Annotated in this window: 25 protein-coding genes; 1 reads left to right on the forward strand and 24 read right to left on the reverse strand. The window is 43.4% G+C overall.

Going from position 1 to position 25,976, the window contains the following annotated elements; translation table 11 throughout:
- Window positions 1-3: 3 nt before the first annotated feature.
- The 18 genes from ASG89_RS19780 to ASG89_RS19865 all read right to left on the reverse strand — a co-directional run bounded on the left by ASG89_RS19780 (window position 4) and on the right by ASG89_RS19865 (window position 16,571).
- Complete coding sequence (locus tag ASG89_RS19780) at window positions 4-741, reverse strand: cytidylyltransferase domain-containing protein (protein WP_057312795.1); 738 nt, start codon at window positions 739-741, stop codon at window positions 4-6.
- Window positions 731-1,744 (reverse strand): hypothetical protein, encoded by a 1,014-nt coding sequence (locus tag ASG89_RS19785; RefSeq protein ID WP_057312797.1) that lies wholly within the window; start codon window positions 1,742-1,744, stop codon window positions 731-733. Before ASG89_RS19785 ends, ASG89_RS19780 begins: the two co-directional genes overlap by 11 nt.
- Window positions 1,716-3,014 carry a DegT/DnrJ/EryC1/StrS family aminotransferase gene (locus tag ASG89_RS19790; RefSeq protein ID WP_057312799.1) on the reverse strand — a complete coding sequence of 433 codons (1,299 nt, stop codon included), beginning with the start codon at window positions 3,012-3,014 and terminating at the stop codon, window positions 1,716-1,718. Before ASG89_RS19790 ends, ASG89_RS19785 begins: the two co-directional genes overlap by 29 nt.
- Window positions 3,007-4,020 (reverse strand): Gfo/Idh/MocA family protein, encoded by a 1,014-nt coding sequence (locus ASG89_RS19795; protein WP_057312800.1) that lies wholly within the window; start codon window positions 4,018-4,020, stop codon window positions 3,007-3,009. The genes ASG89_RS19790 and ASG89_RS19795 overlap by 8 nt, the downstream gene beginning before the upstream one ends.
- 19 nt (window positions 4,021-4,039) lie before the next feature.
- Window positions 4,040-4,600: a GNAT family N-acetyltransferase gene (locus ASG89_RS19800; protein ID WP_057312801.1), complete on the reverse strand. Its 561-nt coding sequence runs from the start codon at window positions 4,598-4,600 to the stop codon at window positions 4,040-4,042.
- Between the two features lie 16 nt (window positions 4,601-4,616).
- Entirely contained in the window at window positions 4,617-5,249 is a 633-nt protein-coding gene (locus ASG89_RS19805) for a pseudaminic acid biosynthesis-associated methylase (protein WP_057312802.1), read from the reverse strand.
- Complete coding sequence (locus ASG89_RS19810) at window positions 5,246-7,141, reverse strand: motility associated factor glycosyltransferase family protein (protein ID WP_057312803.1); 1,896 nt, start codon at window positions 7,139-7,141, stop codon at window positions 5,246-5,248. Before ASG89_RS19810 ends, ASG89_RS19805 begins: the two co-directional genes overlap by 4 nt.
- On the reverse strand, window positions 7,128-7,712 hold the full coding sequence (locus ASG89_RS19815) for a hypothetical protein (RefSeq protein WP_057312804.1): 585 nt from the start codon (window positions 7,710-7,712) through the stop codon (window positions 7,128-7,130). The genes ASG89_RS19810 and ASG89_RS19815 overlap by 14 nt, the downstream gene beginning before the upstream one ends.
- 63 nt (window positions 7,713-7,775) lie before the next feature.
- Window positions 7,776-8,870, reverse strand: a complete 1,095-nt coding sequence (locus ASG89_RS19820; RefSeq protein WP_057312805.1) for a DUF2920 family protein — start codon at window positions 8,868-8,870, stop codon at window positions 7,776-7,778.
- An 84-nt stretch (window positions 8,871-8,954) separates the two neighbouring features.
- Window positions 8,955-10,622, reverse strand: a complete 1,668-nt coding sequence (locus ASG89_RS19825) for a flagellin (RefSeq protein ID WP_057312806.1) — start codon at window positions 10,620-10,622, stop codon at window positions 8,955-8,957.
- 164 nt (window positions 10,623-10,786) lie between these two features.
- On the reverse strand, window positions 10,787-11,014 hold the full coding sequence (gene csrA, locus ASG89_RS19830; protein ID WP_057312807.1) for a carbon storage regulator CsrA: 228 nt from the start codon (window positions 11,012-11,014) through the stop codon (window positions 10,787-10,789).
- Window positions 11,008-11,487: a flagellar assembly protein FliW gene (gene fliW / locus ASG89_RS19835; protein ID WP_057312808.1), complete on the reverse strand. Its 480-nt coding sequence runs from the start codon at window positions 11,485-11,487 to the stop codon at window positions 11,008-11,010. The genes csrA and fliW overlap by 7 nt, the downstream gene beginning before the upstream one ends.
- Before the next feature lie 106 nt (window positions 11,488-11,593).
- Complete coding sequence (locus ASG89_RS19840) at window positions 11,594-12,154, reverse strand: DUF6470 family protein (protein ID WP_057312809.1); 561 nt, start codon at window positions 12,152-12,154, stop codon at window positions 11,594-11,596.
- Window positions 12,155-12,198: 44 nt separating this feature from the next.
- Window positions 12,199-13,491, reverse strand: a complete 1,293-nt coding sequence (gene flgL / locus ASG89_RS19845; protein WP_057312810.1) for a flagellar hook-associated protein FlgL — start codon at window positions 13,489-13,491, stop codon at window positions 12,199-12,201.
- Window positions 13,492-13,510: 19 nt separating this feature from the next.
- Window positions 13,511-15,184: a flagellar hook-associated protein FlgK gene (gene flgK / locus ASG89_RS19850; RefSeq protein WP_057312811.1), complete on the reverse strand. Its 1,674-nt coding sequence runs from the start codon at window positions 15,182-15,184 to the stop codon at window positions 13,511-13,513.
- A gap of 41 nt (window positions 15,185-15,225) precedes the next feature.
- A complete protein-coding gene (locus tag ASG89_RS19855) occupies window positions 15,226-15,726 on the reverse strand; it encodes a flagellar protein FlgN (protein WP_057312812.1) in 501 nt (166 codons plus the stop codon).
- A 40-nt stretch (window positions 15,727-15,766) separates the two neighbouring features.
- Complete coding sequence (gene flgM / locus ASG89_RS19860) at window positions 15,767-16,039, reverse strand: flagellar biosynthesis anti-sigma factor FlgM (RefSeq protein ID WP_057312813.1); 273 nt, start codon at window positions 16,037-16,039, stop codon at window positions 15,767-15,769.
- 109 nt (window positions 16,040-16,148) lie between these two features.
- Entirely contained in the window at window positions 16,149-16,571 is a 423-nt protein-coding gene (locus tag ASG89_RS19865) for a TIGR03826 family flagellar region protein (RefSeq protein WP_057312814.1), read from the reverse strand.
- A gap of 160 nt (window positions 16,572-16,731) precedes the next feature.
- Here ASG89_RS19865 and ASG89_RS19870 point away from each other — a divergent pair, with 160 nt between their 5' ends.
- The gene (locus ASG89_RS19870; protein WP_057312815.1) at window positions 16,732-17,814 is read left to right on the forward strand and encodes an RNA-guided endonuclease InsQ/TnpB family protein; all 1,083 of its coding nucleotides are present in this window, start codon (window positions 16,732-16,734) and stop codon (window positions 17,812-17,814) included.
- Between the two features lie 379 nt (window positions 17,815-18,193).
- Here ASG89_RS19870 and ASG89_RS19875 read toward each other — a convergent pair whose 3' ends face one another.
- From ASG89_RS19875 to ASG89_RS19900, 6 genes are all read right to left on the reverse strand, one after another.
- On the reverse strand, window positions 18,194-18,952 hold the full coding sequence (locus ASG89_RS19875; RefSeq protein ID WP_057312816.1) for a ComF family protein: 759 nt from the start codon (window positions 18,950-18,952) through the stop codon (window positions 18,194-18,196).
- Complete coding sequence (locus ASG89_RS19880; protein ID WP_063868026.1) at window positions 18,949-20,808, reverse strand: DEAD/DEAH box helicase; 1,860 nt, start codon at window positions 20,806-20,808, stop codon at window positions 18,949-18,951. The genes ASG89_RS19875 and ASG89_RS19880 overlap by 4 nt, the downstream gene beginning before the upstream one ends.
- 83 nt (window positions 20,809-20,891) lie before the next feature.
- Window positions 20,892-21,281, reverse strand: a complete 390-nt coding sequence (locus tag ASG89_RS19885; protein WP_057312817.1) for a hypothetical protein — start codon at window positions 21,279-21,281, stop codon at window positions 20,892-20,894.
- Window positions 21,282-21,365: 84 nt separating this feature from the next.
- Complete coding sequence (locus ASG89_RS19890) at window positions 21,366-22,091, reverse strand: response regulator (protein WP_056611570.1); 726 nt, start codon at window positions 22,089-22,091, stop codon at window positions 21,366-21,368.
- A gap of 1 nt (window position 22,092) precedes the next feature.
- A complete protein-coding gene (locus ASG89_RS19895) occupies window positions 22,093-23,256 on the reverse strand; it encodes a sensor histidine kinase (protein ID WP_082593453.1) in 1,164 nt (387 codons plus the stop codon).
- A 98-nt stretch (window positions 23,257-23,354) separates the two neighbouring features.
- The gene (locus ASG89_RS19900) at window positions 23,355-25,958 is read right to left on the reverse strand and encodes a stalk domain-containing protein (RefSeq protein ID WP_057312818.1); all 2,604 of its coding nucleotides are present in this window, start codon (window positions 25,956-25,958) and stop codon (window positions 23,355-23,357) included.
- Between the last annotated feature and the right edge of the window lie 18 nt (window positions 25,959-25,976).

Genomic DNA, 25,976 nt, shown 5'->3' on the forward strand with positions numbered 1-25,976 from the left:
CCCTCATCTGGCCTTTTTTTGTATAATGTGTCGGTTTGATTCCGAAAGGTGTGGATTACTTTGTAAAAATTTGACAATGTCATATAAACCAAAGAACGGTTTCTGTGGATAAAGCTCGTCATATATCTTTGCAATTAACATATAATCGTCCTGTGTATCGAGCGTTAAACGATATTCTGGATGCCTTAGTATCCAAGGTGCCTCTACGTTTGACAGCCTGTACTGCTCTGGTCGCTCATAAAAATAAAGAGAAACGTGCTCGCGGTCTGCGGGGTCCTTCGTTATTTTTTCTATACGGCTTAACTCCGATGCCCTGAACACTTCAACGCTATATCCTAACGGATACGTTCTCACTAAATGATTTCCCACATAGTCCAAATAAGGGTGCTCTAACATCCGCTGTATAGCACAATCTATGGTTTCTGCATCAATGAGTGGACAATCACTAGTAATTTGTACAATAAAATCTGTATGGAATGCTTCCGCCGCTTTCACTGTCCGCTCAAGGACATCCTCTTCGCTGCCTCTGTAATATTTCACATTATGTATCTGAGCTGTTTCAACGACCACATCATCCTCTTGATTCGTCGTCGTAGCAACAATAATTTCATTCAAATATTTCGACTGCTTTAAACGCTCTATCAGTCTTACTAGTGCTGGAGCACCAGCTAAATCCATCAACACTTTACCAGGAAGTCGCGTTGATGTCATTCTTGTAGCAACTATAGCATTAATGTTCATTGCCAGCTGCCACCCCCTTCAAATATGAATAAACTCTTTCCGTGGACAAGCCATCTAACCAAATGAAATCTTCCATATCTGTATGGTGTACTACTGAACGTGATTCTGTTTGTATAAAACGATGTACTGCTTTTCTAAAATCTTCTTTGGATGTAATTAAAGGAGTCAGTCCTAGTTTGTTCGTAATACATCCATCTTCTTCTTGCAAATTTGGTTGGTAGCTTATAGCAGGAACCCCCAACAAGACAGAATGAAGCAGTCCCATCGTACTCATACCAATTATTAAGTCGTATTGCAGAACAAGTTCCCGAAGATTCCCCTCTACTTGAAACCGTGAGTTATCTATAACCCATTCTTCTTTATCCTTCGGATGAAATTTCACATCCAATTGCCAACCATCCATAGTCTGGAACAGTTCCAAACAATCCAACAACACAAGTTGTTCCGTATAACCTAAACGATCACCGTACAAGCTGGATAACGGCTGTGATAGAAATAATGCTTTGCAAGTATTCAATTCTTTCTTTTTGGATTGACTGCCGCTAAGCACCAACTCATCTAATCCAGGATGGCCCAGCACCATCAAACTCTTTTCCGGTACACCTGCCATTATTGATTCAGCTTTGGCCAGCTCATCCATCACAATGTATGTGTCGGGATAAACATATCCTTTGGACTCAAGTAAAAATCGGCTCGCATAGTTGGACCAATAATCTAATATTGACACCGTTTTTACCTGGTAAGATTTGCAAAGCTCTATTGCTCGCAGTTCGATATCACTATCCCAGCTCGTCCCCGTTACTAGTAAAGCTATTTCGTTACTCTTCAACCGATGTAGGAGATGTTCTAGAAACCGCTCACCCGAGATCAATAGTTTGGCATTCATTTTACCAGCAGGCCCTACACAATGACACTCTGCACTATTATCTTGAAATTCATTGTACACTGGATAAATTACTTCATATCCACCGGGGTCATGTGCTACAAACAGTATTTTTTTCATAGGCCCTTAGCTGATCTCTTTCCGTCCACAACTTATGAATTGCGGATAAAAAGTCCTTAATATCCGTTGATGTAAATGGCGCTCGGCATACATCGGCAAGCAATAGCTCTTCGTCAAACATGTGCTCCGTCACAGGACAAATGCCTTTCTTATATACTTGAATTGGATCTTCGATGAATGCGAATGGGTAATTCGTTTGATTGTACACCTTCTTATGTTGAAACATCGGTATGAGGTAGATCGGTTTGACATAACCTTGATTTAGAGGGAAGCCTTCAGCTTTCATTGCTGATGCAAATGTTGACCTGCTGATGCCCCAAGTTTCCTTATTGTACTGGATCGGATATACATAGTAAGAATGCTCGTAACCTTCCGGAATAACTACTTCCCGAAGTCCTGGCATTTCCCGAAGTCCTTGAGACAATTGATCTGCTAATGCGCGGCGGATTTCCAGAAAGCCGTCTAATTTCTTTAATTGCTCTATGCCGATTGCGGCATGAAGCTCTGTCATTCGGTAGTTGGATCCAAGAACAACCGTCTCGTTATCGTTCAAGTCATCGAGAACTACTTCCCCATGATTTCGAATAAGCTGGCATCGACGGGCAAGCTCCTCATTATCCGTTACAATAATTCCACCTTCGCCGCTGTGTATGATCTTATGGTAGTTCAAACTATAAATCCCTAGGTCGCCGATGGTTCCGGCTTGCTTTCCATTGACTGTAGCACCGGGAGCTTGGGCGTTATCTTCGATTACATATAACCCGTGCTTACGAGCAATGGCTACAATTTCATTCAAATGCGCCGGGAGCCCAAAAATGTTGGCGACAATGATCGCTTTAGTCCGCGGAGTAATCCATCGTTCGATTTCTGTTGGATTCATATTATACGTTTCTGGATGAATGTCAACAAACACTGGAACTCCATTATTCATTAATATCGCACTGGCTGTGGCGACCATTGTAAATGGCGTTACCAAGACCTCATCGCCAGGACCAACTTCACACGCAGCAATGGCAGCATGTAAAGCAGTGGTGGCCGAATTAACGGAAATTGCGAACTTACTTTGAAACTTGTCAGCAAAGTCGCGTTCAATTTCCTTGACCTTAGTCCCACCCAAAAACCCATCCCCTGCTCTACCCAAAAAGGAGGATAAATTGCCGGATCGCATCACATCGTTCACAGCGTCGCACTCTTCTTCCCCCATGGTATTCACCCAAGGAATCGCAACTTGCCTAACCGGTGTTCCACCCAATAGTGCTAGTTTAACCATATGTTTTCACCTTTACTTTCTGCATAGTTTTGCTAACATGAGATTGTTGCAGTGCATCTGCCACGAATAATGGAGAAAGACCGTCATTAATATCACATGCTGGGCGACTATTTCCGTTTAATACCTCTATTATATTTTGTATCGCATTAGCAATGGTGGATTCCTGTAACAAGTTGGTTTCTTCTTTTACCGCATGTAAGCTATGGAACCCGCTAAACAACGGATGTGATCCCTGTTCGAAATATACAACTCGATTGCCGCTCTCCCTAATTTCAACCTTTCCTTTGGCGAAATATAAATCGAGCTCAAACATGTAGTACTGCTCATCATTAAAAGATTCGGCATAACCGGTGGTACCATTTATTGTTTTAAATAGAAAATCATACGATGGATCATTATCTTTGTCCGCGGTTGTGTATACTTGACCAATCACCTGAACAGTATCTATCGCCCCAACAAACCAATGAATCAAATCGAATATATGAGAACCCGTATTAAATATCCCTCTTGTATATTTAACGTGTACTTTTTGCAATTCTCCAAAAATCTTCTGATCAATGGCTTCCTTGATCCGAGTCATTCCTCCGAGCCATCGTCTTGATAAATTCGGAATGACTAAGCAATCTGTCGACCGCACGAATTCGAGAATTTTTTTAGCATCAAAAACATCCAAGGCCACGGGCTTTTCACAGAAGATAATTTTAGGTGATGCTTCTGCAACGATTGTTTTCAGGATTTTCAATCTGTGTTCAGGAGGGGTACATACACTGACCACATCTGGTTTTGTTTCCCGCAGCATCAATACTAGATCATCATAGAATTTGGTTTCTGGTGACAACTTATTCAAATATTGTTCTTGGCTGGTTCTAGAATCCATAGCAGCAATAAGCTGTATGTCGGGGGTTCGCTTATATGCCAAAGTATGACTTGCCGGTGCAACTCTTTTTGGATCAAAGTCATACATTAAACCGATCTGTCCCAATCCTGCTATAGCCGCCTTGTACATTAACTTTCTCCTCTACTGTTCAAAGAAAATCCCTATTGAGTTCGTCTTTCAACATTGCCATCATGATAACGTCTACGAACTCTCCGTTTTTATAAACCTTGTTCCTTTTTATTCCTTCATTTTTAAATCCGATGGCCTCATAGCTCCTTATTGCACTACGATGAGTAGCCAGCACCCCTAGTTCGATCCGCTGCATATTCAACTGTTGGAAACCGTGATGGCATATCAAAGCAATTGCCTCTTTAGCCATCCCTTTTCCCCAATATCGCTTTTCCCCTAGACAAATTCCCATTTCCGCATTTTGATGCAAAAAATTAATTTCATGTAACCCAATATTACCGATATGCTCATCATTCTCTTTTTCGATAACGGCTAATATGAGATTTTTCTGGGACAATATGACCTGATCGTAATAACGCCGCAAATCATTTATTGTTGTAGGATAAGTACCTTTAATCATATGCTCTGTCACATCGGAATCATTGAACCATCTTAGGTAATTTCCAGTTAAATCCGATTCTGAAATCGATCGCAAATATATTTTTTTACCATTGATAAAAGCACTTTCCAAATTGGCCACCGTACTCTTCTCCCTATTATTTCTTTTCTAGAAGAAACATCTGATCGACATTCGATGTTTTTTGATACGGGAACTTTTGATCCTTTACCACTTTCAAATCAGGAAAACGCTCTAAAAACAACTGCGCAAAGTTCCCTTTCCACATTTTATCATTATTTTCTCGGTAAACGATCTCTTCATAACGATCTGAATAATACTCAAAGCCCCATATATACTTCGAACTAACACGATACATCTCGTCCATAATTACATGAATATCGTTAGGAGATATATGAATTAACACCCCGCTAGTGTATACCAGATCGAAATAGCCATCCTTAAAGGGCAAATCAAATGCCGAACCCTGAACAATATTGATCTCCTTCGTCAAGCGCTTCGCTTTCTCAACTGCATACCACTGCAATTCTAGCCCATACAGCTTCTGAAAGCCAATTTCCTGCAATACATTCAACTGGTTTCCAACGTTACATCCCACTTCCAAAGTCCTGGAATCTTCTAATCCTTTTAAAAACTCTCGGTTCATGTCTGAACGGGAATATCCAAACTGCTCTAAATAAACTTGATCTAGTTCTTGTGGGGAATAAGTATTCCTTGCTGTATACTCGGCACCAAATTCACCTTGCCAGAATTCCATTTGTTTCGTTTTCATTGTGACATCCCTACCTTAGCTGAATTTCGTTGCTCTTCAAAGCACGACTCTGACTTCTGTTTAAACTCATGCCACAAAGCCATACAAAGCTTGTGAACTTCCGTACAATGAAGTAAATAGGTTCCGAAGTGCTCGACAACCTTTTTCCCTTTAACGAAAATATTAGTTTCTCTCAAAATAGAAGGAGAAGTTTTTCCGAGCAATTCGAATTGTACTCTCAACATTGGCTTTATAAAGACACAGAAAAAATCATTTCTAATTAGTTCATTAAACAATTTATCAAATTTAGTGAAGCAATTTTCTAACACATGTGCCTCACGTCGCTGTGTATGATCTTCCATTTTCTTTATCAGCTTTGCCAATTTACTGATTAGCTTATTCATCTCTTCGTGAGCATCTTCCATTCGATCCACTCGCTTCGCAAAGTAAGATTGCGAATATTCCGTAGGCTCTGATTTATACCAATCTGGATTTACCATTCGCGAATTAGAAAGGTGTTTTTCCATAACCTCTTGGAAAGGAACATACTTGGCTCCTTCGATTTTCGCTCCACCCCTCGTTGTATTGAGAACCTTACCTTCCAACCCGAGAGAGGCAATTGTACTTTGCATTTGTAGTCTCGAACTGTTATGACTGTTCGTTGTGAGTATCATACCGCCCTCTACACTTTCAGTTTCGACGGTCTGATTGATCTCAGCCTGGGACAATTGGTTAGGTCTCTGCTGATATTGAATCCCCTCAGAATAATACTGATTATTTCTGAATCCAAAGTTTTGCCCAACTAATATAATCGGACTCGCCTTCATCTTACTCAACAATTGCAAAGTCAGAACAGCAATAGACGGAGCATCGGCAATAATTTCACTTCTATCTAATGGGTCAAGAAAATACGAGGAGACTGTATCTTGCGACGTAATCATATGAAGTTGCGGACCCGGATACTGTGCCACTGTCTCATAACCGACACTACTCCCAAATATCAAGGGAATATCTTGACGTCCCTCTTGAATGACATCCTCGAAAACTTTAATATTCCACGGATTCGGGTCATACGTTGTCATGGCATCGGGAACGATTCCTTTGGCCAACAGTGCCTTATTGGCTGAACCAACCGTGAAGATATACGCAGTGCCCTGATCTTTGATTAAGCGAATATTTTCGATTTCATCCTGTAGTGACGGACCTGCTGCAACTAACAATACGGGCTTATCTTGAAAAACCACCCTCTTGTCTTTCACAATATTCGAGGTGCTCATCACTTTAGGAGCATTTTTAATACTATTAAACACCCAGAGCTTCTCATAACCCTTGTTGACAGCTAGAGAGTTTTTGTAATCTGTAATTCGCTTCTTAAACTTGTCATAAAAGAGCTTCGTTTCTTGCGCAAATACTCTTTCGTATGCCGGCGGCACGACAAGTAATACATGCTCCAGCAAGTTATCCATAAAGCCAGCCAGAAAAGCATCTATATTCTCGATATTGACACCAAGTCCTCTTAGATGCTTCACTGTGAAATCATTCAAAGATCGTTCTTCTAGAAAGCGATAAAATATGCCTGGATTGGGTTCAAACATAAAATAGCTCATATTCGAATATTTCTTTAGAAAAACCTCGATATGATAACCCAAGCCCACTCCGAAGAATAATACATGCTTATAGTTCGATATATTCCCTAACCCCTCAACGAATCTTTCCGCTTCTTGCGTCGGGTTGTATTGACTGTGCAAAAATTGAGTCTTGCCCTCGTTAACAACCGATAAGTTCGTTTCCTGATTTCTTGCTTCAACACAGGTTACATGAGAGAAATCTGCACTCTCAGCATATGCGTTCATATAATCCAAAACCGAGGAGTGCTGTTTTTTCAGTAATTTGACGTTATCAATTAAGATCATAAGTTCTTACCTCTTGGTCAATGACCGTCTGCACTGCTTTAGTGATATCCTTAATAAACGGCAATATTTCATAAAGCAGCATATCTACAATCAGTGAAATATCTTGATTCTCTACCGATTCCTGTATAACCGGCATCATACCTTCTAGGCGTACCTTTAAAGATGTAAAGGGCTCCTCGTTGAGCTTACCCAGCACTTCATCCATCCACCCTATCGCATCCAGCAGATTAGCCAAGGAGCGCCAAGTCTCTTCGATCGGATTGCGGTCAAATTGTCTAGCTAAATACTCAATTTCTGGTTCAGCACGCTCTGTATATTTGTTCAGGTCCACCAGAACTTCCTCGCGCAGTTGCTCTTTAGTCAATAGGTGTACCTGTACTGTCTGAATTTGGCTGCAATTGTTTTCGAAGTATTCCTCGAATTCTCCATAAAGCACAGTTTCATCAGCTGTTAAATGGCTGAAATATAGCCCGGAATCCGCTAAGCATTCATTAATTAATTGTTCTATTTCCTTTAATGTATTTCGAGTATTCAACAATTTAAATTGACGATCAAGCATCAGAAGCTTCATGGACCCTCCACCTTCAAATAGATATATAATATATATCGGGAAATCTTATTGTCAAATTTAGCGTTAATTGTTGGAAGATGTCACATTTTTCACTCTACTTGCAATAATCATACCTGATGAACAGTCAAAATTATAGTGATAACCAGGTGTTACTATGCTGTGTGACGACAGGACAACACCGGATTTATTTATTTTCTCTGCTTTAAAGTTATGAAGAACGTAATCAATTAACTTCGTACTATCTTGTTTGTAAGTCTCTTCGATATGTGACGCTGGTTCGTACTGCATGGATAAAAGAATCGAATTACTAAATTGAGCTTTGGAAAAATTACTCTCACTGCTTTGCTGAACACTTTGGCACGATACAATATTGCAATAGTTTTGAAACTTTCTATACAAGTTTGGAAGACGAAGGAGCTCAAGGTCGACATCGATTTGATTTACCAAATATGAGAATTCTACATCTAAACGCATCTGCCCTATCGTGCTGCTCAAATAACGGGGTTGAGCTAAATATGGAGAGACGAGATATCCAGAATAGTCTATAAGTTGATGAAACAGTCTTGGTGCGACTGCATTGCATACATATGCTAAGTAAGCTCCGTGTCCAGCCCCAGAGATCACTATTTTCTCATGGTTGAATGCAAATTGATTATCTTTGAGAATAGCCATTACCCCAAGGACAGCACTTACAAGATCTACTGCTTGCATCAGTCCCATATCGTTGAAATTGGACTTCGTCTCATTAAGAACTTCCTTGCCTCTCAGATGAAAAGGATAATGCCTGCCCACTTCAAGTAAACGGTTTAAGTTTATTGAATTATCTTGATTAACATAATCAAAGTGATTTTTGGAAAGCGTTCGTGATAGCTCGTCTACTCCGATTTCAAGCACAGGATTTTGAATTCCCTGCATAAATTCCAATCCAAAATAATCACATTGTATCGTAATCATATTCATGTCATCTGCAATACGACCTCTCGCTTCCAAGAACATCGATGAATCGCTTGTTTGGCCATAATTAGGAATAAGCATAAGTATTCCTGTCTGTTCATTCGTCCCATGCTCCGGGTAGCTGAACGAGACTTTGAGCTCTCTCTCTGCATATTCATAAATACTTGGGTGTGCAGACATTTGAAATCGATGCGTGACCGCCATGATTATCCACCATTTCTAATTTAAATTAGTTTTATAGAAGAAAAGACTCTAGCATAGCTAGAGTCTTTTCTATGTTTATGCAAATTAACGAAGTAATTGTAGAACACCTTGTGGCTGTTGGTTCGCTTGAGCCAACATCGATTGAGCAGCTTGCGTAAGGATGTTGTTCTTCGTGAACGTCATCATCTCGCGAGCCATGTCCGCATCGCGGATACGTGACTCTGCAGCTGTCAAGTTCTCGGAGGAAGTTCCCAAGTTGTTGATTGTATGCTCTAAACGGTTTTGAACAGCACCCAGCTTGGAACGCTCCGAAGATACGCTCTCGATAGCTTTTTGAATTACTGTAATCGCGTTGGATGCATTAGATGAAGTAGAAACATCCAAGCTACGCTCCACGTTAGTAGCATTTGTACCGTTTGTTACGTTTGCCTCAGAAGCAAATCCTGTTTTGTTGCTGTTGGAAGTAATACCAAGTGCGTTAGCTCTCATATCACCAACAGCAAGTGCCATTGCTTGGTTCTGGTTAGCACCAATTTGGAAGGACAAGGAGTTGTCTGTTCCTGTTGTTGAAGCATTTTTAACTGTAAATTCTAGAGTAGCACTTCCGCTCGCGCCGGATGCAAAACCACCCGAGAAGTCGAAGGAGAAACTAATTCCATTTCCTGAGAAGGAAACCGCTGAGGTAGTTACACCAGAAACGAAAGTACCCGATGCAAGTACATTCAATGCACCGCTTCTTGTTCCGCCATCATGCGTAATTGTGAAACTTCCGCTTTTATCGCCATTATGAGTGAATGTAATGGTATACTTACCTGCGGCAATACCGCTTGCAATATCCAGGGATTTCAATCCATCAGCAATATCAGCGCGATTAGCTCCAGAACGAGTCACAGAAGTCCACAGCTTGCTCTCTGTCGCAATATCAGTATCAATTACTGTATCTTTAGCATGAGAAATCGATACTTGGTTAGTAGATCCGGACTCCCAGCCTGCAATTGATGTAATTGTGAAAGAAACGCCTAGCGAATCAAAGTTGAATTTACCACTTGCATCAGCAGAAACAATGTATTGACCTGATATTTTACCACCACTAGCACCAGAAGTTGCAATGTTTACAACTACTTTACCACCACTGCTATGAATTTTAATTGTTCCTGAAGTACCCGAAGTAGAGAATGCATTACCAGCTCCACTCGCAATAGTGATGTTTCCAGAGAACTTCGGACCGTTAGTGCTAGCAGTACCCGAGTAAGTCAATTCAGATGCCTTAGCCAAAGCTGCTAGATCCGTTGCAGTGTTATATTGACCAGCAACAGCCTTTACAGTGTTGTCTTTCGTACCATCCAACAATTTCATTGTATTGAACTCTGTTGTGTTACCGATACGATTGATCTCGGAAGTCAACTGGTTGATTTCCTTTTGGATCTCGCCACGGTCAACGTCTACGTTCGTATCATTGGACGCTTGAACAGCAAGTTCACGCATACGTTGTAGAATGGATTGTGTTTCGTTCAATGCACCTTCTGCTGTTTGAATCAAGGAGATCGCATCTTGCGAGTTACGGGACGCTTGGTCCAAACCGCGTACTTGCGCTCTCATTTTCTCGGAGATTGCTAGACCTGCTGCATCATCACCTGCGCGATTGATACGAAGACCGGAAGACAATTTCTCAAGGGACTTGCTTGTGTTTACGTTGTTTGCGGACAATTGACGGTACGTGTTCAAAGCCGCGATATTTTGATTAATTCTCATTGCTATTTCCTCCCTGAATTTAAGTTTCCCACATCCATGTGGTTATGAACTGTTGCTAGGTCGATCGCCCTAAAACAGTGTCTATGTTATATATCGGGAGGACATGACTAAAATGTAATAGCTGACAGACAAATTTTCGACAGAATTTTAGTTTTTATTCATTTTTATTTCTTAAACAGCTTTTCTTTCAATTGGTTAATTCTCAGCACGTTTTTGGATGCTTCCTGATTTGACTGTTGAATCGACAGATATAGTTCCTTTCGATAAACTTCAACTTCCTTAGGCGCAATGATGCCTAACTTCACCGTATCACCTTCAACGCCAATTACTGTGAGTTCAATGTTTCCGCCAATGATAATGGACTCACCTTTTTTCCGAGAAAGAACTAGCATGAGAAGTCCTCCCCAACTGTGATTTGTTCAGCTTTGTGGGGCTCTTCTTGAAGACTCAGATTAATAATATGTTTGGTACTATACTTGGAATTATGCAGAATTACTTGCTTGCCTAGTCTTTCATTACTATTTATTACGATAGGTGCAAGCAAATTTAAGGAGAACTCATCCTTCTCGTTTATTGAAACTGTGCATATGACTGTGACATCTTCTTCGTTGGAAATATTCAGCTCATTACGTACCGACACAGGAAGTTCAAAGCCATAATCAGGGAAATAAACAAAAGGATTAGCGACAATGAATGATAAATCTCCATCTTCCATAGACTGCAAAAAGGAGAATGGCATATCCTCATCGGGAGTCAATATGGCAAATGCTCGCTTTTCCTCGAATCCTGGCACTCCCTCTGGGAATAAAACCAGTTTTTCTTCGTCAATTTCTACTTCCCCGAGCCTTATTGTATTCAGTAGCATCTGTGCACTCTCCAATTAATTATAGTAAAGTAGCCCACGCTAAAGAGATTACTCTCTTGCATGGGCTAATTATATCGCACTTATGCGAACATTGCTGTCTTAGGCGCTATACCTTCAGATCCAGCTGAGGTGGTATCATCTCAATCGAATTTTTTTGCGCTAAGTAGATATCTAGTTTGCCTGGTGTGTAACTAATTTCGGGAGAATTGGTCTTCGATTGAATATCAACCGAACCCGGTTCATAGTTAACCTCAGGACGATTGGCTCTATATTGGATGTCCACACTATCCGTTGAGAATGGACCTTCATAATTAAATTTAAAGTCTTCAAAGAAATTATCCGCTGCCATATCTGCAATCGGGTTACCTCCATTGTGAATCGCTGCCAGTCGGTTACCGATTTCAACCCGCTTAGCAATTCCCTGTAAAGCCAAACTTTTAGCCTCATTGGCTACAAGCGCCGTGAACTGAAATACATTTCCTTTACCAAGCGCTTCCCAAGATCGGCTCTGATCAATGGTCAGATCGCCTTTCCGATAGGTTGCGTCCAATTGTGCCATTCGAGTCGTAATTTGAAAGTCCGGACGCGGCTGACGGATAGATTGCTGACCAAGATCTGCATCAATGCCTAATCTGGCATAGGTCTGTCTAAGCTGCACGACTGGCATAGAAGCTATCTCGTCCACCACCTTTCATATACACTCATCACAGACTATCTAAGGAAATCAACCAAAGTAGGTGATATGACTTTAGCCCCTACAGACAACGAAGCTTGATAGACATTCTCGTATGTCTTGAGTGTTGTAATAAGTTCAGCCATATCTGCATCTTCTGTCTTGGACTGAAGCGATTTCAGGTTAATATTAATGTCCTTCAATCGTTCTTCCGAAAGTTGTACCCTGCTCGACTTAGCACCAAGTTCCGCACGTGTTTCTAAAAAAGAATTCATACGTGTATCTAATTTACCGAGAAGATTCGATACACCAGCTGAATTTTCCTGGTCAAGCGCATTTGTGATCTGATTCAATACTTTAAATAAGTTGTCATCGTCGCTAGGATTACCAAAAGCTGCGTTGCCAATCACGTTGACCGGCATGCGGATACCAGTTGCAATATCAAAATAAATTTCTTTATTATCTGTCCGTGAGTATTGGGCTTCTAGATGATACATCGTATCTGTCGAAGCAGAATTAGTCGTCTTCACTAAATCCGATAAGTCTTGCTTGGCGCTCAACCATTGTGTCGCCAACGTGCCCCCAGTAATTTCAACGCTACCAGTAGCGCCTGAATTATTCGTTTGTATTGACAACTCCTGGCCTGACCCCACAGATACTAACACACTACTACCTTGAGGTAGTGCATCATTAATGGCCTTCTGCAGATCAGTCGCAAATTCGGACGCGCCTCCGACACTATAATCTTTGGGCGGCAGGGTCACTGTTACTTCTTGACCACGATCGATAACTAACTGAAGTTGATTATTCGCAGTGGTAACATTAGCCGTATTCACGTTAACGGTTCCTTGTATGCTGCTACTAAATGGAACTTGAGTTACCTTATTGCTATAAGGAGCTTTATCCGTCATTTGACCGTTAAATACATACTTACCATTAAAACTGCTGTTGCCAATCGTAATTAATTGATCCGTAAGCTGCATCACCTCTGCTTTAATTGCGTCCATGGCCGTTTTTGGATTACTTCCATTGGAAGCCTCGACAGATAACTCTCGAATTCGATGCAACGCATCTCCAGCTTGGCCCATCAATGTGTCCGTGAAATCCAACCAAGATGTCGCGGTATCTACATTCTCCAAATACTGCTCATTAGCCGTAACGTCTGATCTATACCTCATTGCATAACTTAACCCTACTGGATCATCAGATGGTTTATTAATTTTGCGGCCTGTGGCCGTCTGATCTTGGTAATGGCTCATTTGCCCTAGATTATAATTCAAATTTCGCAAGAGCTGTGTATTCATCATCCCTTGCGTGATTCTATTCATCATCGGCTGTCATGCCCCCTTATTATCGACCGACTACGCCCATCGAGTTAATAATTTTATCTAACATTTCATCATAAGTGGTCATTGCACGTGCAGCAGCATTATAAGCATGCTGGAACTTAATCATGTTGGCCATTTCCTCATCCGTTGAAACACCACTTACCGATTGCCGACGTGAATCAACTTGTTCTGCCAGTATTTTCTGATTGGTTGCTTGGCGATCCGCTTCCTGAGACTGAACACCCAATTGACCAACAATCGCACGGAAAAATTCATCAAAGGTACCGTTCGTTAGAATAGGAATACCTGTAGACAAGGGATCAAAATCTACCTTCATATTCCTCAAGTCAGATGCAAGCAGTGCAATTGTGTTATTCCCCTTCACCAAGGTTTCCTTACCGTCGCTATCCTTGACAATATTGCCCGCGCTATCCGTCATCACACGCGAGGATGCCACCAACTTCGAAACGTTGGAAATAATATCTGGATTCAAGGTTAAACTTGCTGCGGTAAACTCTGTTGCTCCGGCCTTCATCGTGAAGAATGGAATTCCCGCTGTTGGCGGGTTCTCCATGCTATATCCCAACCCGTGAATACCGTTCAAGCCCTTAACTGACAATTCAGTATCAGCTTTGAGTACACGCTGGCTATCTGTTAAAACTTCCGTTCCGGTATAAGTTACACCATTAAGAACTGTCCCCGCAGGCAACTTACTAGGCAGCACAGAACCTGCCGGCATTGTAATTTTAACAGTGCCCTCAGCTAGCGCTTTCACCATGGAATCCATTTGGAACTGATAGCTGGCTAGATACGTTTCCCGGGATTCGATCATCCCGAATACTTCTCCACTCTTCAGATCGCCGTTCTTATAAGCATCGTCAAATGTTAATCCAGTCGTGCCTGTCGAAGAACCTGACCCGCTCGCTGGCGGTGTTTCTGCAAAATTGGTAGCTACTTCATTCCCCTCAACAAGCATAACGCTGCCCATTTTCACATTATAGCCGCCAGCACTTTTCTCAACTGTCACATTCACAATACTCGACAATTGATCCACCAATAGGTCGCGCTGATCACTAAGATCATTCGCATCATTCCCAAGTCCCTCTACGCGAAAAATCTCACCATTTAGTCGTGCTATTTGCGTCAGAATCGTGTTCGATTCTTTCACTTTTACACGTATATTTTCTGTTATATCGTTCCTCAATTCATTCAGCTGAGTCGCCGTATGATTAAATGAATCGGTCATAGCCAACGCACTTTCTTTTAGCGCCGCTCTAGCTGTAGTATTCTCGGGCTCTTTGCTGAACACTTGCCACGAGTTCCAAAAATTCTCAATTACTTGGCGAATCCCTGTATCAGAAGGCTCGTTGGTGATGGCTTCTAATTTCTCAAGCGCGTCCTTGCGAACAGACCAGTTCCCGAGTTCCTTGTTTTCGTTATAGAATTGATGATCAAGAAATGCCTCGCGAACCCGCTTAATGGAATCGAACTCTACCCCTTGACCAAGCTGTCCTGGCGTTGTGCTTCGTGTAAAACTTGGTGCTTCAAGCGGAGCTGCAGCAGTAAAGTTCACCACTTGCCTGCTGTAGCCTTTGGTATTCGCATTAGCAATGTTATGCCCCGTAGTCGACAATGCCGTTTGCTGCGAGAACAAAGCACGCTTGGCAATCTCAATTCCGCCAAATGTTGATCCCATTGGTAATCCCTCAATTCTGAAGTGTACTATCTATTAGTTACTCAGGCTCTTGTATCAAAAAGCCCTGGTCGTTTAATTCCGTGAGAAGGCTGCCCCGGATTATGATACACAACATCATCGTCAGGAGATCCTGCAACTATATCTAATGAGTAATCTATAAAGAGTAGAGACTGTTGTAACAGATCCTTGTTTAGCGCCAGAGCCACTCGCAGTTCTTCAAGCACTATAGACAGTCTCTTCTGAGCAAATGCCAACGCCTGCTTCTCTTCAGCCTTGAAAATAATTTTAATTAAATCACTGATCGTAATCTTAGGATTTGGGTTATACCCTCTAGATATCAAGTAAGAACCAATGAACTGGATTCTTTCCTGATTGACATCTGCAATGGCTCTAACCCATTTGGTTTCACGATTTACAATCATATTCAGTTGGTCGATATCGTTACTAACAAGAACCTGCGTCTTCACCTTGGCAAGTTCAAGGAGCGCCTCATGCGCTTCTTGAAGCTTATCCATCGTTTCCAGCAAAGGTTGTATCGACATGTTCGTCACCTGCTTCTATCTGATGTAATACACGACTGTGCTATTGTAAGTATGGCAGGAGCTTCTCAGCTATCTTCCTAGCATCTACACGGTAAGTACCCGCATTCACTGAATCCCTAAGTTCCTCTAAACGGCTCAAATGCTCAGGCGTCTTTGTTATTCCCGACGTACTCAGAAGCTCCTTAGCTTCTGATGAAATCTCTATTTGATCCTTAGGCTTATCCTTTTTGCCGACTTGACCAGCGGAACGATTTTCATTCGCCTTATTATATGGATTCATTGCACCGATTCGTTTGTTATCATTAATCTTCATCTTGCTTCACCCCTATGACTTCGCATATAAAATAAAAAGCCGATAATCTTTAGAACTATTATCGGCATCTTCTATATGAAACTTTATATCTCTACAGACCTAATTCGAATTATCTCTTATCTTTCAAACGATCTTGAATATTAAAGGTAACTCTATTCTCCTGCTGTCTCCGCTCTTCTTCCCGCCGGTCATCTTCCGAAATATTCCTTACATCCTTCACAAGCTTCGCACGACATGGCTCACAAATCGTGTTCTCACGTATTGCTGTTCCACATACTTCGCATGAATAGGACATATTCGGTGCATGCATGATCGAAATTCGTCCATCCTTAATAAATTTAGTGATTTGCTTAACAGAAACACCTGTTTCTTCGCTTAATTCGTGTATGTTGACTCCTCTATTTTTACGCAGATAGTTCAAGCATTTCTCATATTGCTGCTCTAGATCTTTCATGCAGTTCGGGCAAAACTCTGCGAAGCCTTTCACAAATATTTTCCCACAACGCGGACAATTCGCCACATTCATACCCATCGTATGTCCCCCTTTTCAGCATTCCCAGTTTCCCACTTTTTAACCTTCAAACTCCAAGAAGTCCGCTTCCTCTTAGGAGGGTGATGTATTGCAGGCTTCTCAGTAAATCATACAAACAAACGTTCCCATCTATGTTATAATAAGGACAGGAGGTGAAAGGATGCGAAGAGCATACAAGTATCGACTGTATCCCACTAGAGATCAAAAAAAGAAGATCGAATTTATTCTAGAACGCTGCCGGTTGCTCTATAACCGGTTACTAGAAGAACGCTTATTAGCGTATAAGCAAAATGGAAAATCCTTGAGTTACTTGGACCAGCAAAATTCCTTAGTAGACCGTAAGAATCATATCCCGATATTAAAGCACGTTTATTCTCAGGTCTTACAGGATGTAGCCAAAAGGCTAGACAAGGCCTACCAAGCTTTTTACCGACGTGTGAAGCAAGGTGAGAGAGCAGGCTTTCCACGGTTCAAGCAAAAGCAACGGTATGACAGTTTCACGTACCCGCAAGGCGGATATACCATTCAGGGGAATAAGCTGAAACTCTCCAAGATTGGGGAAATTAAATTCAAGCTACACCGGCCGGTAGAGGGTAGCATCAAAACATGTACAATCATCGTCAAGAACGGTTGCTATTACGCTTGCTTCTCATGTGAAGTGGAAGCGGTCTTGCTAGAACCCACAGGTAGACAAGTCGGCATCGACCTTGGCATTAAGCATCTAGCCATCCCCTCCGAAGGTAAGCCGTTTGAGTCGCCTACCTATCTTCGTAAAAGTGAAAGAAAACTCAAACAACTGCAACGAGCGGTGTCAAGAAAAAAGAAAGGCTCAAATCGACGAAAGAAGGCCGTTTTGCTCCTTGCTAAGCAACATGAGAAAGTTGCAAATAAGAGAAAAGATCATGCACACAAAATTAGCAACTCCCTAGTTCAGAGCTATGACCTGATTGCCTTCGAGAAACTACATATACAGGGGATGATTAAGAACCAACACCTTGCCAAAAGCATTTCGGATGCAGGATGGCATCAGCTTGTTCAATTCACGTCCTACAAGGCTGAAAGCGCCGGTAGAGCGGTTGTTCAGGTTGATCCACGTTACACCAGTCAGCTCTGCTCAAATTGTGGTAACCTCGTAAAGAAAACCTTAGCAGAACGCATACACCGATGTCCTTGTGGCACTACCTTGGATCGGGACATCAACGCGGCAAAGAACATTCTTCAGCGAGCGCTGCAAGTATCGTAACCAACAAAAATCATTGGTTCGGACGGAGCCATCAAGGAGAGCTGAGGTTACGAAGCTCAATGATCTGAGAAGCCCCCACCTCTACGCCTTAGCGAAGATGGTGGGAGTATGTCACTTCCAGTTTACCGCAATTCGACGGCATTTGCCTATCCCTATTTTTAATGAACCGCGTGAGCATTACCATTTACGGTGAAGGTGATTAGCTGAATCCAGATATGGTGTCTTGCGTTAGTATAGAGGTCGATCAGATCTTTGAGACGGCGAAACGATTTGAAAATAAGTGACTAATCGACCAGTTACGATTCATACTATTGAAATTATTGTATAAACAGCCTCCCGGCTATAACGGAGAGGCTATTTATTTCTTTCTCCCCCGCTTTCACCTTGCCCACGTTAGCCCATAAATTTCGACAGGTATCGACATTTCTTCTTTTAAAACCATCGCACATTGATTCATCGTACTCCCCGTTGTGTACACATCGTCCACGATATAAATGATGACGGGTTCCCCGGACACGATTATTTCCCTCAGTTCTGTGGTATCGAACTCAAAAACGTGGGCAAGATCGTCGATCCGTTCGCTTCGCTTTTTAAAACTCTGCTTCGCCGTATGCTTGGAACGATTGAGTAATCGTACGACTGGGAGGTCCATTCGCCAACCTAGCTCTTTTGCCATTTGCTCCGCCTGGTTAAATCCACGCTCTTGCATACGACGCTCACTTACAGGCACGTAGGTGATCAACTCTCGAACCTGCCTCTCTGACGAAGATAGCTTATCTAACCTTAGTTGCTGGAACGCATGAACTAGCATATGACCGAAAACAGCCTTCAGACGCTCGTCTCCGCGATACTTATATCTAGCCAGCAGCTCTTTCATCGTATCATCATATCGGACGGCACTTCGGCTTTTAGCGAAATAGCTATGCGGCCTCCGACGACAATCCGGACAATACTCACCTCGTCCACAAGATAAACAAATCACCTTACGAATCCACGGAATTCGGGTGTAGCATGTGTGACAAAGCCCTAACTGCCCTCTCTCCAGACGGGTCACCTGTTTGCACAATAAACACGCTTCCCGTTTAGGACTTAATAGCGAAAATAACGATTTCCCCATCTGCCTCCACCACCTGCTCATACTTTGCCCCCTTGTAGAAACCCCTGTTTACGTGCAATCCGATTCATCGTGCGGATCTGTCTCACAGCTTCTTTTTGTGATTTCGTTATTTCAGCAGCAGCCAAGTATACTTTCCCATGCGGATCATCCTTGGATCTTCCAGCACGTCCTGCCATTTGGACTATTGCGGCTTCGTCGAATAACTTTGAGTCTGCATCCAAAATGAAAACATCCGACTGGGGCACGGTTACCCCACGTTCAAGGATAGTCGTCGTGACAAGCACACGAATTTCCCGATTTCGGAAAAGCTGGACCTTCTCCGTACGCGAAAGGTCCTTAGAGGAGGTTCCTTCTATGCGTACTACTGTGCTTTTAAGGGCTCTGCTCAACTTCTCTCTCAGCAGCATGACAATCGGCTCTACAAGCTGGATATTTGGAACGAACACAAAAACTTGTGCCCCTCGTTCAATGGACACTTCTAAGCGGGATTGGATCGACTGTGGGATGGATTGAGCAGCGATGGACTTTCGTAATGTAGGCGTAGATATCAACTGAGGTACTGGTAGAGGATGTTTATGAAATCGTACTGGCACGCGAACGTGTGACAGCCGTCCGCGCTCGGCGGCTTGTCTAACGCGTGTAGGCGGTGTCGCTGACAGCAGGATATTCGTACCGCTTGGCTTACACACGTTCTCTGCTGCATAGCTAAGCATGGGGTTGTTGTGGTACGGGAAGGCATCGATTTCATCGATGATGACGAGGTCAAAAGCTTGATGAAACCGCAACAACTGATGCGTTGTTGCGATGGTGATTTGCCCTTGCTCCCAGCGCTGCTCGCTCCCGCCATACAGCGTGACCACGCTGTATGCAGTGAACGCCCGCTGGATGCGCGGTTGCAGCTCTAGCACCACGTCCTTGCGTGGTGTAGCGATGAGGACACGCCCGCCACGGGCGGCGGTGTAGTGAATGAACGGGAAGATCATTTCTGTCTTCCCGGCGCCCGTGACAGCCCAGATAAGGAACTTACCTGGGCCGCCAGGTTGCTTCCCTTGGATGAAGCGCAACCCCTCAAGGGAAGCATGGGTTTGAGCATCACTGAGCCCCCAGGGCTCTATGTAAGCTTGTAATGAGTCAGCAGCCTCTGCATTAGCGGTGGACAGCGCATTACCCGAACCTCCAAGCATGAGCAAGGAGCAGGATCGGACCCTGCCCATGGTGAGACACTCCTCACAATAGGGGCAGTCTTGTCCGCAATGTAAGCATGGCGACCAGAACATCCGCTCTTCTCCGCTCCCGCAGCGTTTACATGTGTAATGCGAAGACTTCCTGAGCCATCGCCGCCAATCACGTCTCACCTGCATCTGTAAGCCGCTTGTGAGCGATACATCGCCATTGAGGTAGGTGAGTTGCAGGTAAGCAGGCCATGAGGCTTCCAACTCTGCCGTCATAACCCCAGTGGCTTCTATTAGCTGATGCAGCTCGTCTACCAACAGCGAACGCCCTCTGCAAGCTTCAACGAGACTAATATATGTGGATGCGTGTAGTTGAAAGCTGCGACCATGCTTGTCACACCAAAGTGTGTAGTCTATTACTTGCGCATCTATCTCTTTCACATTCATGATTCCAAGCGTCGTGGCTTCCCGTTTCACCATCGCAAGTAAAAGACTCTCACTAATATCCTTAGAAGTCACATCACTTTTTCTTAACTTCTCAAGCAGTTCCATGCACTGCCCTAACGAAACAAAAGGTTCGAACAATACGAGGCCGGCGTCGGCTGCGTAGTGCTCGAACCAATATTGGATATCTGTCTGGGCATGTATCGTGAATTGCCATTCCCACACATGTCCCTTGCGAACAGCATAGATCTGAACCTTCATTCCTCACCGTTCTCTCTTCATCAAATAATGTAGCGTTCATCGTGGTGAAAGATGTGTGTAGCACATGTTGAAAGCGTTTACTATCAGACAACAGGAATCTTCACGAGCTCTTCTCTATTACTGAGGTGAACAAGTACGACAGGATCTTCATCATGCTGACTTAGAAAACGATCAACGGCATCATAGTCAGACTGTAAACGCAGCTCTAAGGCATACGTTTGGGATAAACGCTCAATGATCTCTCTTGTATCGTCAGACGAACCCTCGTCAATAATCGTTGCCTTGACCTGGTTGCCTCTTACACGCGAAAAGAAAAATAATGAGCGAATAACCCACTCAATTTGATTTTGATTATTTTTGGTAACAAGTAGTACAGTAGCAGGTTTCTTCTTCGTTCCCTTACGTAGTAAGAGATGCAGCACGGTAACACTCAAGCCATAGCAACCGAAGATACAAAGCAATCCAATCCACATAACGGGTCCCTCCCTTACCTGCAGTGTATGCGGCAGTGCAAAGGGGGGTTCCTATAGCATGGAAATGCGGTATCGCGAAGCGAATTACAGCGTTACCCAACCATTTTTGATTGCAATAATTACCGCTTGCGTACGGTCATCAACTTCCATTTTTTGAAGAATACTACTCACGTGGTTTTTCACTGTTTTCTCACTGATGTACAAGAACTCGCCAATCAGCTTATTGCTTTTGCCTTCGGCCATAAGTCGAAGCACTTCTGCTTCCCTCTTGGTTAATGGGCTATTCGCATTATGTATGTACTTCAATCCAGAATCCTTCACGCCTGTGCCAGTACCAACCACACCAACGTCATCTAGATATGTCATACGTCTTAGTTGATTGATTAGCTTACCTGTAACCTTCGGATGAATGTAGGCATGTCCTGCAACGACAGAACGAATGGCATTAATCAGCGACTCTGCTTCCATATCCTTCAGCAAGTAACCTGAAGCCCCTTTGCGAAGTGTCTCAAACACATAGCTTTCATCATCATGAATGGATAGAATGATGACTTTAATATCTGGAAAGATAAGTTTCAGACGTTCTGTTGCAATTACACCGTTCTCCAGGGGCATATTGATGTCCATGAGCACGATATCGGGGGTGATTTGATTACATAATTCAATGACTTGGATGCCATCGCCACACTCACCGATAACTTCCATATCATCTTCCATATTAATGATCCGTTTAACACCTTCACGAAAAAGCTGATGGTCGTCTGCAATGACAATATGTACATTGCGTTTGTGACTCGCCGTGTTGTCCATTCTAGTTTTCCTCCTTGTTCTCTCCAACGCCGCCGATAGGGATGAGCATCGTAATTTTTGTTCCAGAATCTTTCTCGGACTCTAGAACCATGGTACCTTCTAGCAGCTCCACACGCTCTCTCATTCCCAGTAAACCAAAGTTATTCCCCTTGGCTATTCTTAGTTCTGTTAGCGGAACATCAAAGCCGATTCCGTTATCTACAACGTAAATCTGTACTTGATCTGGTTCTAGCGTGAGTTCTACAGACAAGAAGGTTGCTTTAGCATGCTTGTTTATATTCGATAAAGCTTCCTGCACCAATCGGAAAATAGCAATTTCCAACCCGGACGGTATGCGCGTTTCTTTCCCGACCAAGTTAAACTGAGTGTGGATTCGATATTTATCTTCGAAATCCTGCACATATTTCCGTAATGTAGGTACAATCCCTAAATCATCGAGCGCCATTGGTCGGAGGTTGAAAATAATTTTACGAACCTCTTCAAGACCATTTCTGACTTGTCCCTTTAAATCAACTAACTCATCCTTCACCGCCGAAATATCTTCCTTGACGAGCATCCGATGGGCAATTTCAGTCCGAAGCACAACGTTCGCCAAGGTTTGAGCCATCCCATCATGAATTTCGCGTGCGATTCGTTTGCGTTCTTCCTCTTGGGCCAAAATAATTTTCAGCCCCAGCAGTTGTCGATTCTTAGCCGACTCAATAATACGTGTTAACTGATTGAGATCTCCTGATAAATATTCAAGTGCAACATTCATCTGAGAGACGATCGTTTCGGCGCGTTCTACCTGCTTGTCCACATTCTTCATGCGAACCTGCAGGTCATTGCGGCGGATCTTGAGGTTATTCTCTTTTTCACGCGCAACGGTTAGCTGTAATTGAAAAGCGATAGCGGCTTCATAAGCAATCTTGATATCTTCTTCTCGATACTTGTTGAAATCTCGACTGACTTCCGTGAGTCGGATCCGCGACCTCTTGTATTCTTTCTCTAACATATCCACGAGATCAATCGTGACACCCGTCTCATGCTTAATGTCACCCAGCTCCCGAGTAAGCGACTCCTTCTCTAAGCGTGATGACTCAGCAATCTCAAACAATTGATATTTGCTGCTCTCCATGACGTTAATGGCGTTGGTTATGACCTTGTCTATAGCGTCTGGTTGCACATGAAACGAGCTCCTTTTAATAAAACCTTATAATAGTAAGTTGTCTACCCCATATTGTAGCATAGTTCTTCCCGTTTGCCGTGTACTTCTAGTACTATTTATTCAATAGAAATTCCGTAATTCTGGGGATCCCAGCCTACTTTGAAGCCTAATCTCTCAGAAATGAGTCGTAATGGGACCATTGTCACATTATTCATGATCGCTGGAGCTACTTCTGCCGTGACGCGACCGCCATTTACAAGCAGATCCGCTTGATCAATCCATAGGTCAATTAGTTTATCCCCTCGAAGAACGGTTACCTTACGTTCCTTATCGTCCCACTTCACAGTTCCACCTAATGCTTCAGTGACGAAACGAATCGGAACCAAGGTGTTATCCTTCACGATCGTCGGTGCTTGCTCCAACGTCATCGGCTTGCTATTTAAGGTTGCTTGCTTCTTATTTACAGTAAGTTTAATTGCATTTTTCGGAAGCGCGGGTAATTGCCCCTTATAAATAAATGAAATATCGTCAATATTAATTTTCCCTTTAGCGGCTCTTTCATCCTGCCCGTTGGCTGGATTTGCGACATAAATGCTTTTCACCAGCAAAGGTGCCTTCAGATCCGACACGTCCGCTGTCACCTTGCGCCAGCCTGTCCAGTTCATACTTTCTGTAAAACTTACTAAATTCACCTTACCGTCCGCATCAATGACCTCTGCTCGCACCCAATTGAAGCTGCCGTCTCCCATGACTTTAGCCGTTATAAATTCAGGCGCTCCCTCAATCGGTGCACCATTCCCATTATTAAATCTTGCATAAGCTGCTTTGGTTCCTAGTCCTTTGGAGAAATCATAGGCGATTTCCAAGTTCTTGTTGCCATTGTTAGGAACAATATTAACGCTGGAAACAACCTCTGCAGGATATTTGTCCCCTGTTGTCATGACAGCAAATTTATCTAAATCGTACCACACTTTCTCCTGTCCTACAGGCAAGGTTACCATAGTGCTATACCCATCATAGTGTGCAATAACCTGAGCCGTCTGCGCTCCCGCTGTGCTGTCTACGTGCAGAACACCGTTCGTAATCGTCCCCTTAACCCCGCTGAGCTCCCAAGTCGCTGATGCCGCGGGTAATTCTCTCGTTGCTCCACTGCGTGTTGTAACGGTAATAGGGAGCTTGAAATCGCCGCCCTCTGTTAATGAGAAGGACCCCGAGCTAAAAGCCATCGACGTAATCTGATCACGCCCGACAACTTCGACATCCATCGTTGCGGATCCTTTACCTGACTTGGCCACAATCTGCGTTTTTCCAGGCATTGTTGGTGTATAAACGTTATCCTTGAAAGAGCCATTGGCCATCGTGCTGCTCCATTGTGGAACAATTCCTGTTACGGCGATAGGATTATAATAGTCGTCATATGCTTTGAATTGATAAGTGCTGGATTCATTTACGAATAATAAGGATTGTCCTTTTAAAATAAGACCTAACAACTCACCCTTCGGCGCTGTCGAATATACGCCCAAACCATTTGCTACCGCACGTTGATTGCCATTCTGTGTTTTGTTCACTAGCTTCGGATCTACATCACCAAGTGGCCTAGACACCATCTGTGTCGAACCGCCGCCATCGAGGACCATTCCTCTCCAAACACCGGCATCAATCATGAATTGTTGCAACTCTGGCAGCGTCATCCCGGCACTAGGACCATTGCGATCCGATGTTATGATATAAGCCTTCTTCAGATCCTTGGAGTAACCCACAGCTGTCCTAGAAACGGGACTATATCCATTGAAATCATTAATATTCCGCGTAAAATAGCTCGGCTTCGCCTCATCTACTAGCAGTGTGCTACCGCCGATGAGCATTTTGAAGTTTTTCCAATCATACGTCTTGGAGGCGTCATGTGGAATCATGTCATATTTTGTCGTGACTTTATCCCCTACCTTGAGATGCTTAACAATAAACTCTCTAGCCAAACCGGATCCCCGAAGAATGTATCCATCTGCTGGTGCAACCATTTTCACATTCGTATCAACCTGGATCTCCTTAACAATATCATTCTGGATGAGTGCCTCTGTAGGTACGTGTGTACCGTCCACAGCGCGCTGTGTCATCGCCCAAGCACTTGTATAAAGGAATAGCCCGTCAGCAATCAGCGGAACATCGTTATCGTCCCAGTAGAACGTTTTGTTCACACCACCTAGCTCGAACTGTGTGCCATCCTTTGCCGTAACCGTACCCTGAAAGTCAAAAATATCAATAATCGGCTGATTCGTCTTCGTAATTGCAAATGAGTACAGGCCAGAGATCTTCGCGGGCGTCGCCATCACCTGCCCATTCGTGATCTGCGCACCCTCCGGTACTCCTTCAGCCTGCGTATTGTAGAAATCCCCATTCACCCCTGCTACAGCACCTGTATCCTTCACCATGCCGAGCACACTCTGGTTCTTCGTGAACTGATTATTCGTTCCTGCCATTGCGTCTATCTTCACGTTCGGGTTCGTCAGATCCACTTCGATCACATTGGCGTTCACCGATACTTCCTTATTGCTTCGTGTTGTCGACCATACGTAGTTCTTCATAATTGCACCTGATGTGATCGTCTCCTGCGAGCTCAAAGTTAGCTTCGTCCCCGCCGCGTTCACTGTTACTCCCGACACCAACTGCCACACCATAGCGCAAGCCAGCGCAGCTACTCCTACTTGCCTCTGTACCTTCACGTTGCCGTTCCACTCCTC

It is taken from the genome of Paenibacillus sp. Soil766 (assembly GCF_001428105.1).
Lineage (GTDB): Bacteria > Bacillota > Bacilli > Paenibacillales > NBRC-103111 > Paenibacillus_E.

Coding starts and splice junctions, on each gene's coding strand:
- ASG89_RS19865 (WP_057312814.1), bottom strand. CDS start 16,571: ATGGGTATGAATGTGGCGAATTGTCCGCGTTGTGGGAAAATATTTGTG.
- ASG89_RS19875 (WP_057312816.1), bottom strand. CDS start 18,952: ATGAGCAGGTGGTGGAGGCAGATGGGGAAATCGTTATTTTCGCTATTA.
- fliW (WP_057312808.1), bottom strand. CDS start 11,487: ATGCTACTGAATACAATAAGGCTCGGGGAAGTAGAAATTGACGAAGAA.
- ASG89_RS19820 (WP_057312805.1), bottom strand. CDS start 8,870: ATGGCGGTCACGCATCGATTTCAAATGTCTGCACACCCAAGTATTTAT.
- ASG89_RS19790 (WP_057312799.1), bottom strand. CDS start 3,014: ATGGTTAAACTAGCACTATTGGGTGGAACACCGGTTAGGCAAGTTGCG.
- flgL (WP_057312810.1), bottom strand. CDS start 13,491: ATGATGAATAGAATCACGCAAGGGATGATGAATACACAGCTCTTGCGA.
- ASG89_RS19780 (WP_057312795.1), bottom strand. CDS start 741: ATGAACATTAATGCTATAGTTGCTACAAGAATGACATCAACGCGACTT.
- ASG89_RS19815 (WP_057312804.1), bottom strand. CDS start 7,712: ATGAAGCTTCTGATGCTTGATCGTCAATTTAAATTGTTGAATACTCGA.
- ASG89_RS19795 (WP_057312800.1), bottom strand. CDS start 4,020: ATGTACAAGGCGGCTATAGCAGGATTGGGACAGATCGGTTTAATGTAT.
- ASG89_RS19890 (WP_056611570.1), bottom strand. CDS start 22,091: ATGGACAACACGGCGAGTCACAAACGCAATGTACATATTGTCATTGCA.
- ASG89_RS19785 (WP_057312797.1), bottom strand. CDS start 1,744: ATGAAAAAAATACTGTTTGTAGCACATGACCCCGGTGGATATGAAGTA.
- ASG89_RS19840 (WP_057312809.1), bottom strand. CDS start 12,154: ATGCCAGTCGTGCAGCTTAGACAGACCTATGCCAGATTAGGCATTGAT.
- flgM (WP_057312813.1), bottom strand. CDS start 16,039: ATGAAGATTAATGATAACAAACGAATCGGTGCAATGAATCCATATAAT.
- csrA (WP_057312807.1), bottom strand. CDS start 11,014: ATGCTAGTTCTTTCTCGGAAAAAAGGTGAGTCCATTATCATTGGCGGA.
- ASG89_RS19880 (WP_063868026.1), bottom strand. CDS start 20,808: ATGAAGGTTCAGATCTATGCTGTTCGCAAGGGACATGTGTGGGAATGG.
- ASG89_RS19870 (WP_057312815.1), top strand. CDS start 16,732: ATGCGAAGAGCATACAAGTATCGACTGTATCCCACTAGAGATCAAAAA.
- ASG89_RS19885 (WP_057312817.1), bottom strand. CDS start 21,281: ATGTGGATTGGATTGCTTTGTATCTTCGGTTGCTATGGCTTGAGTGTT.
- ASG89_RS19805 (WP_057312802.1), bottom strand. CDS start 5,249: ATGAAAACGAAACAAATGGAATTCTGGCAAGGTGAATTTGGTGCCGAG.
- ASG89_RS19825 (WP_057312806.1), bottom strand. CDS start 10,622: ATGAGAATTAATCAAAATATCGCGGCTTTGAACACGTACCGTCAATTG.
- ASG89_RS19855 (WP_057312812.1), bottom strand. CDS start 15,726: ATGTCGATACAACCTTTGCTGGAAACGATGGATAAGCTTCAAGAAGCG.
- flgK (WP_057312811.1), bottom strand. CDS start 15,184: ATGGGATCAACATTTGGCGGAATTGAGATTGCCAAGCGTGCTTTGTTC.
- ASG89_RS19810 (WP_057312803.1), bottom strand. CDS start 7,141: ATGATCTTAATTGATAACGTCAAATTACTGAAAAAACAGCACTCCTCG.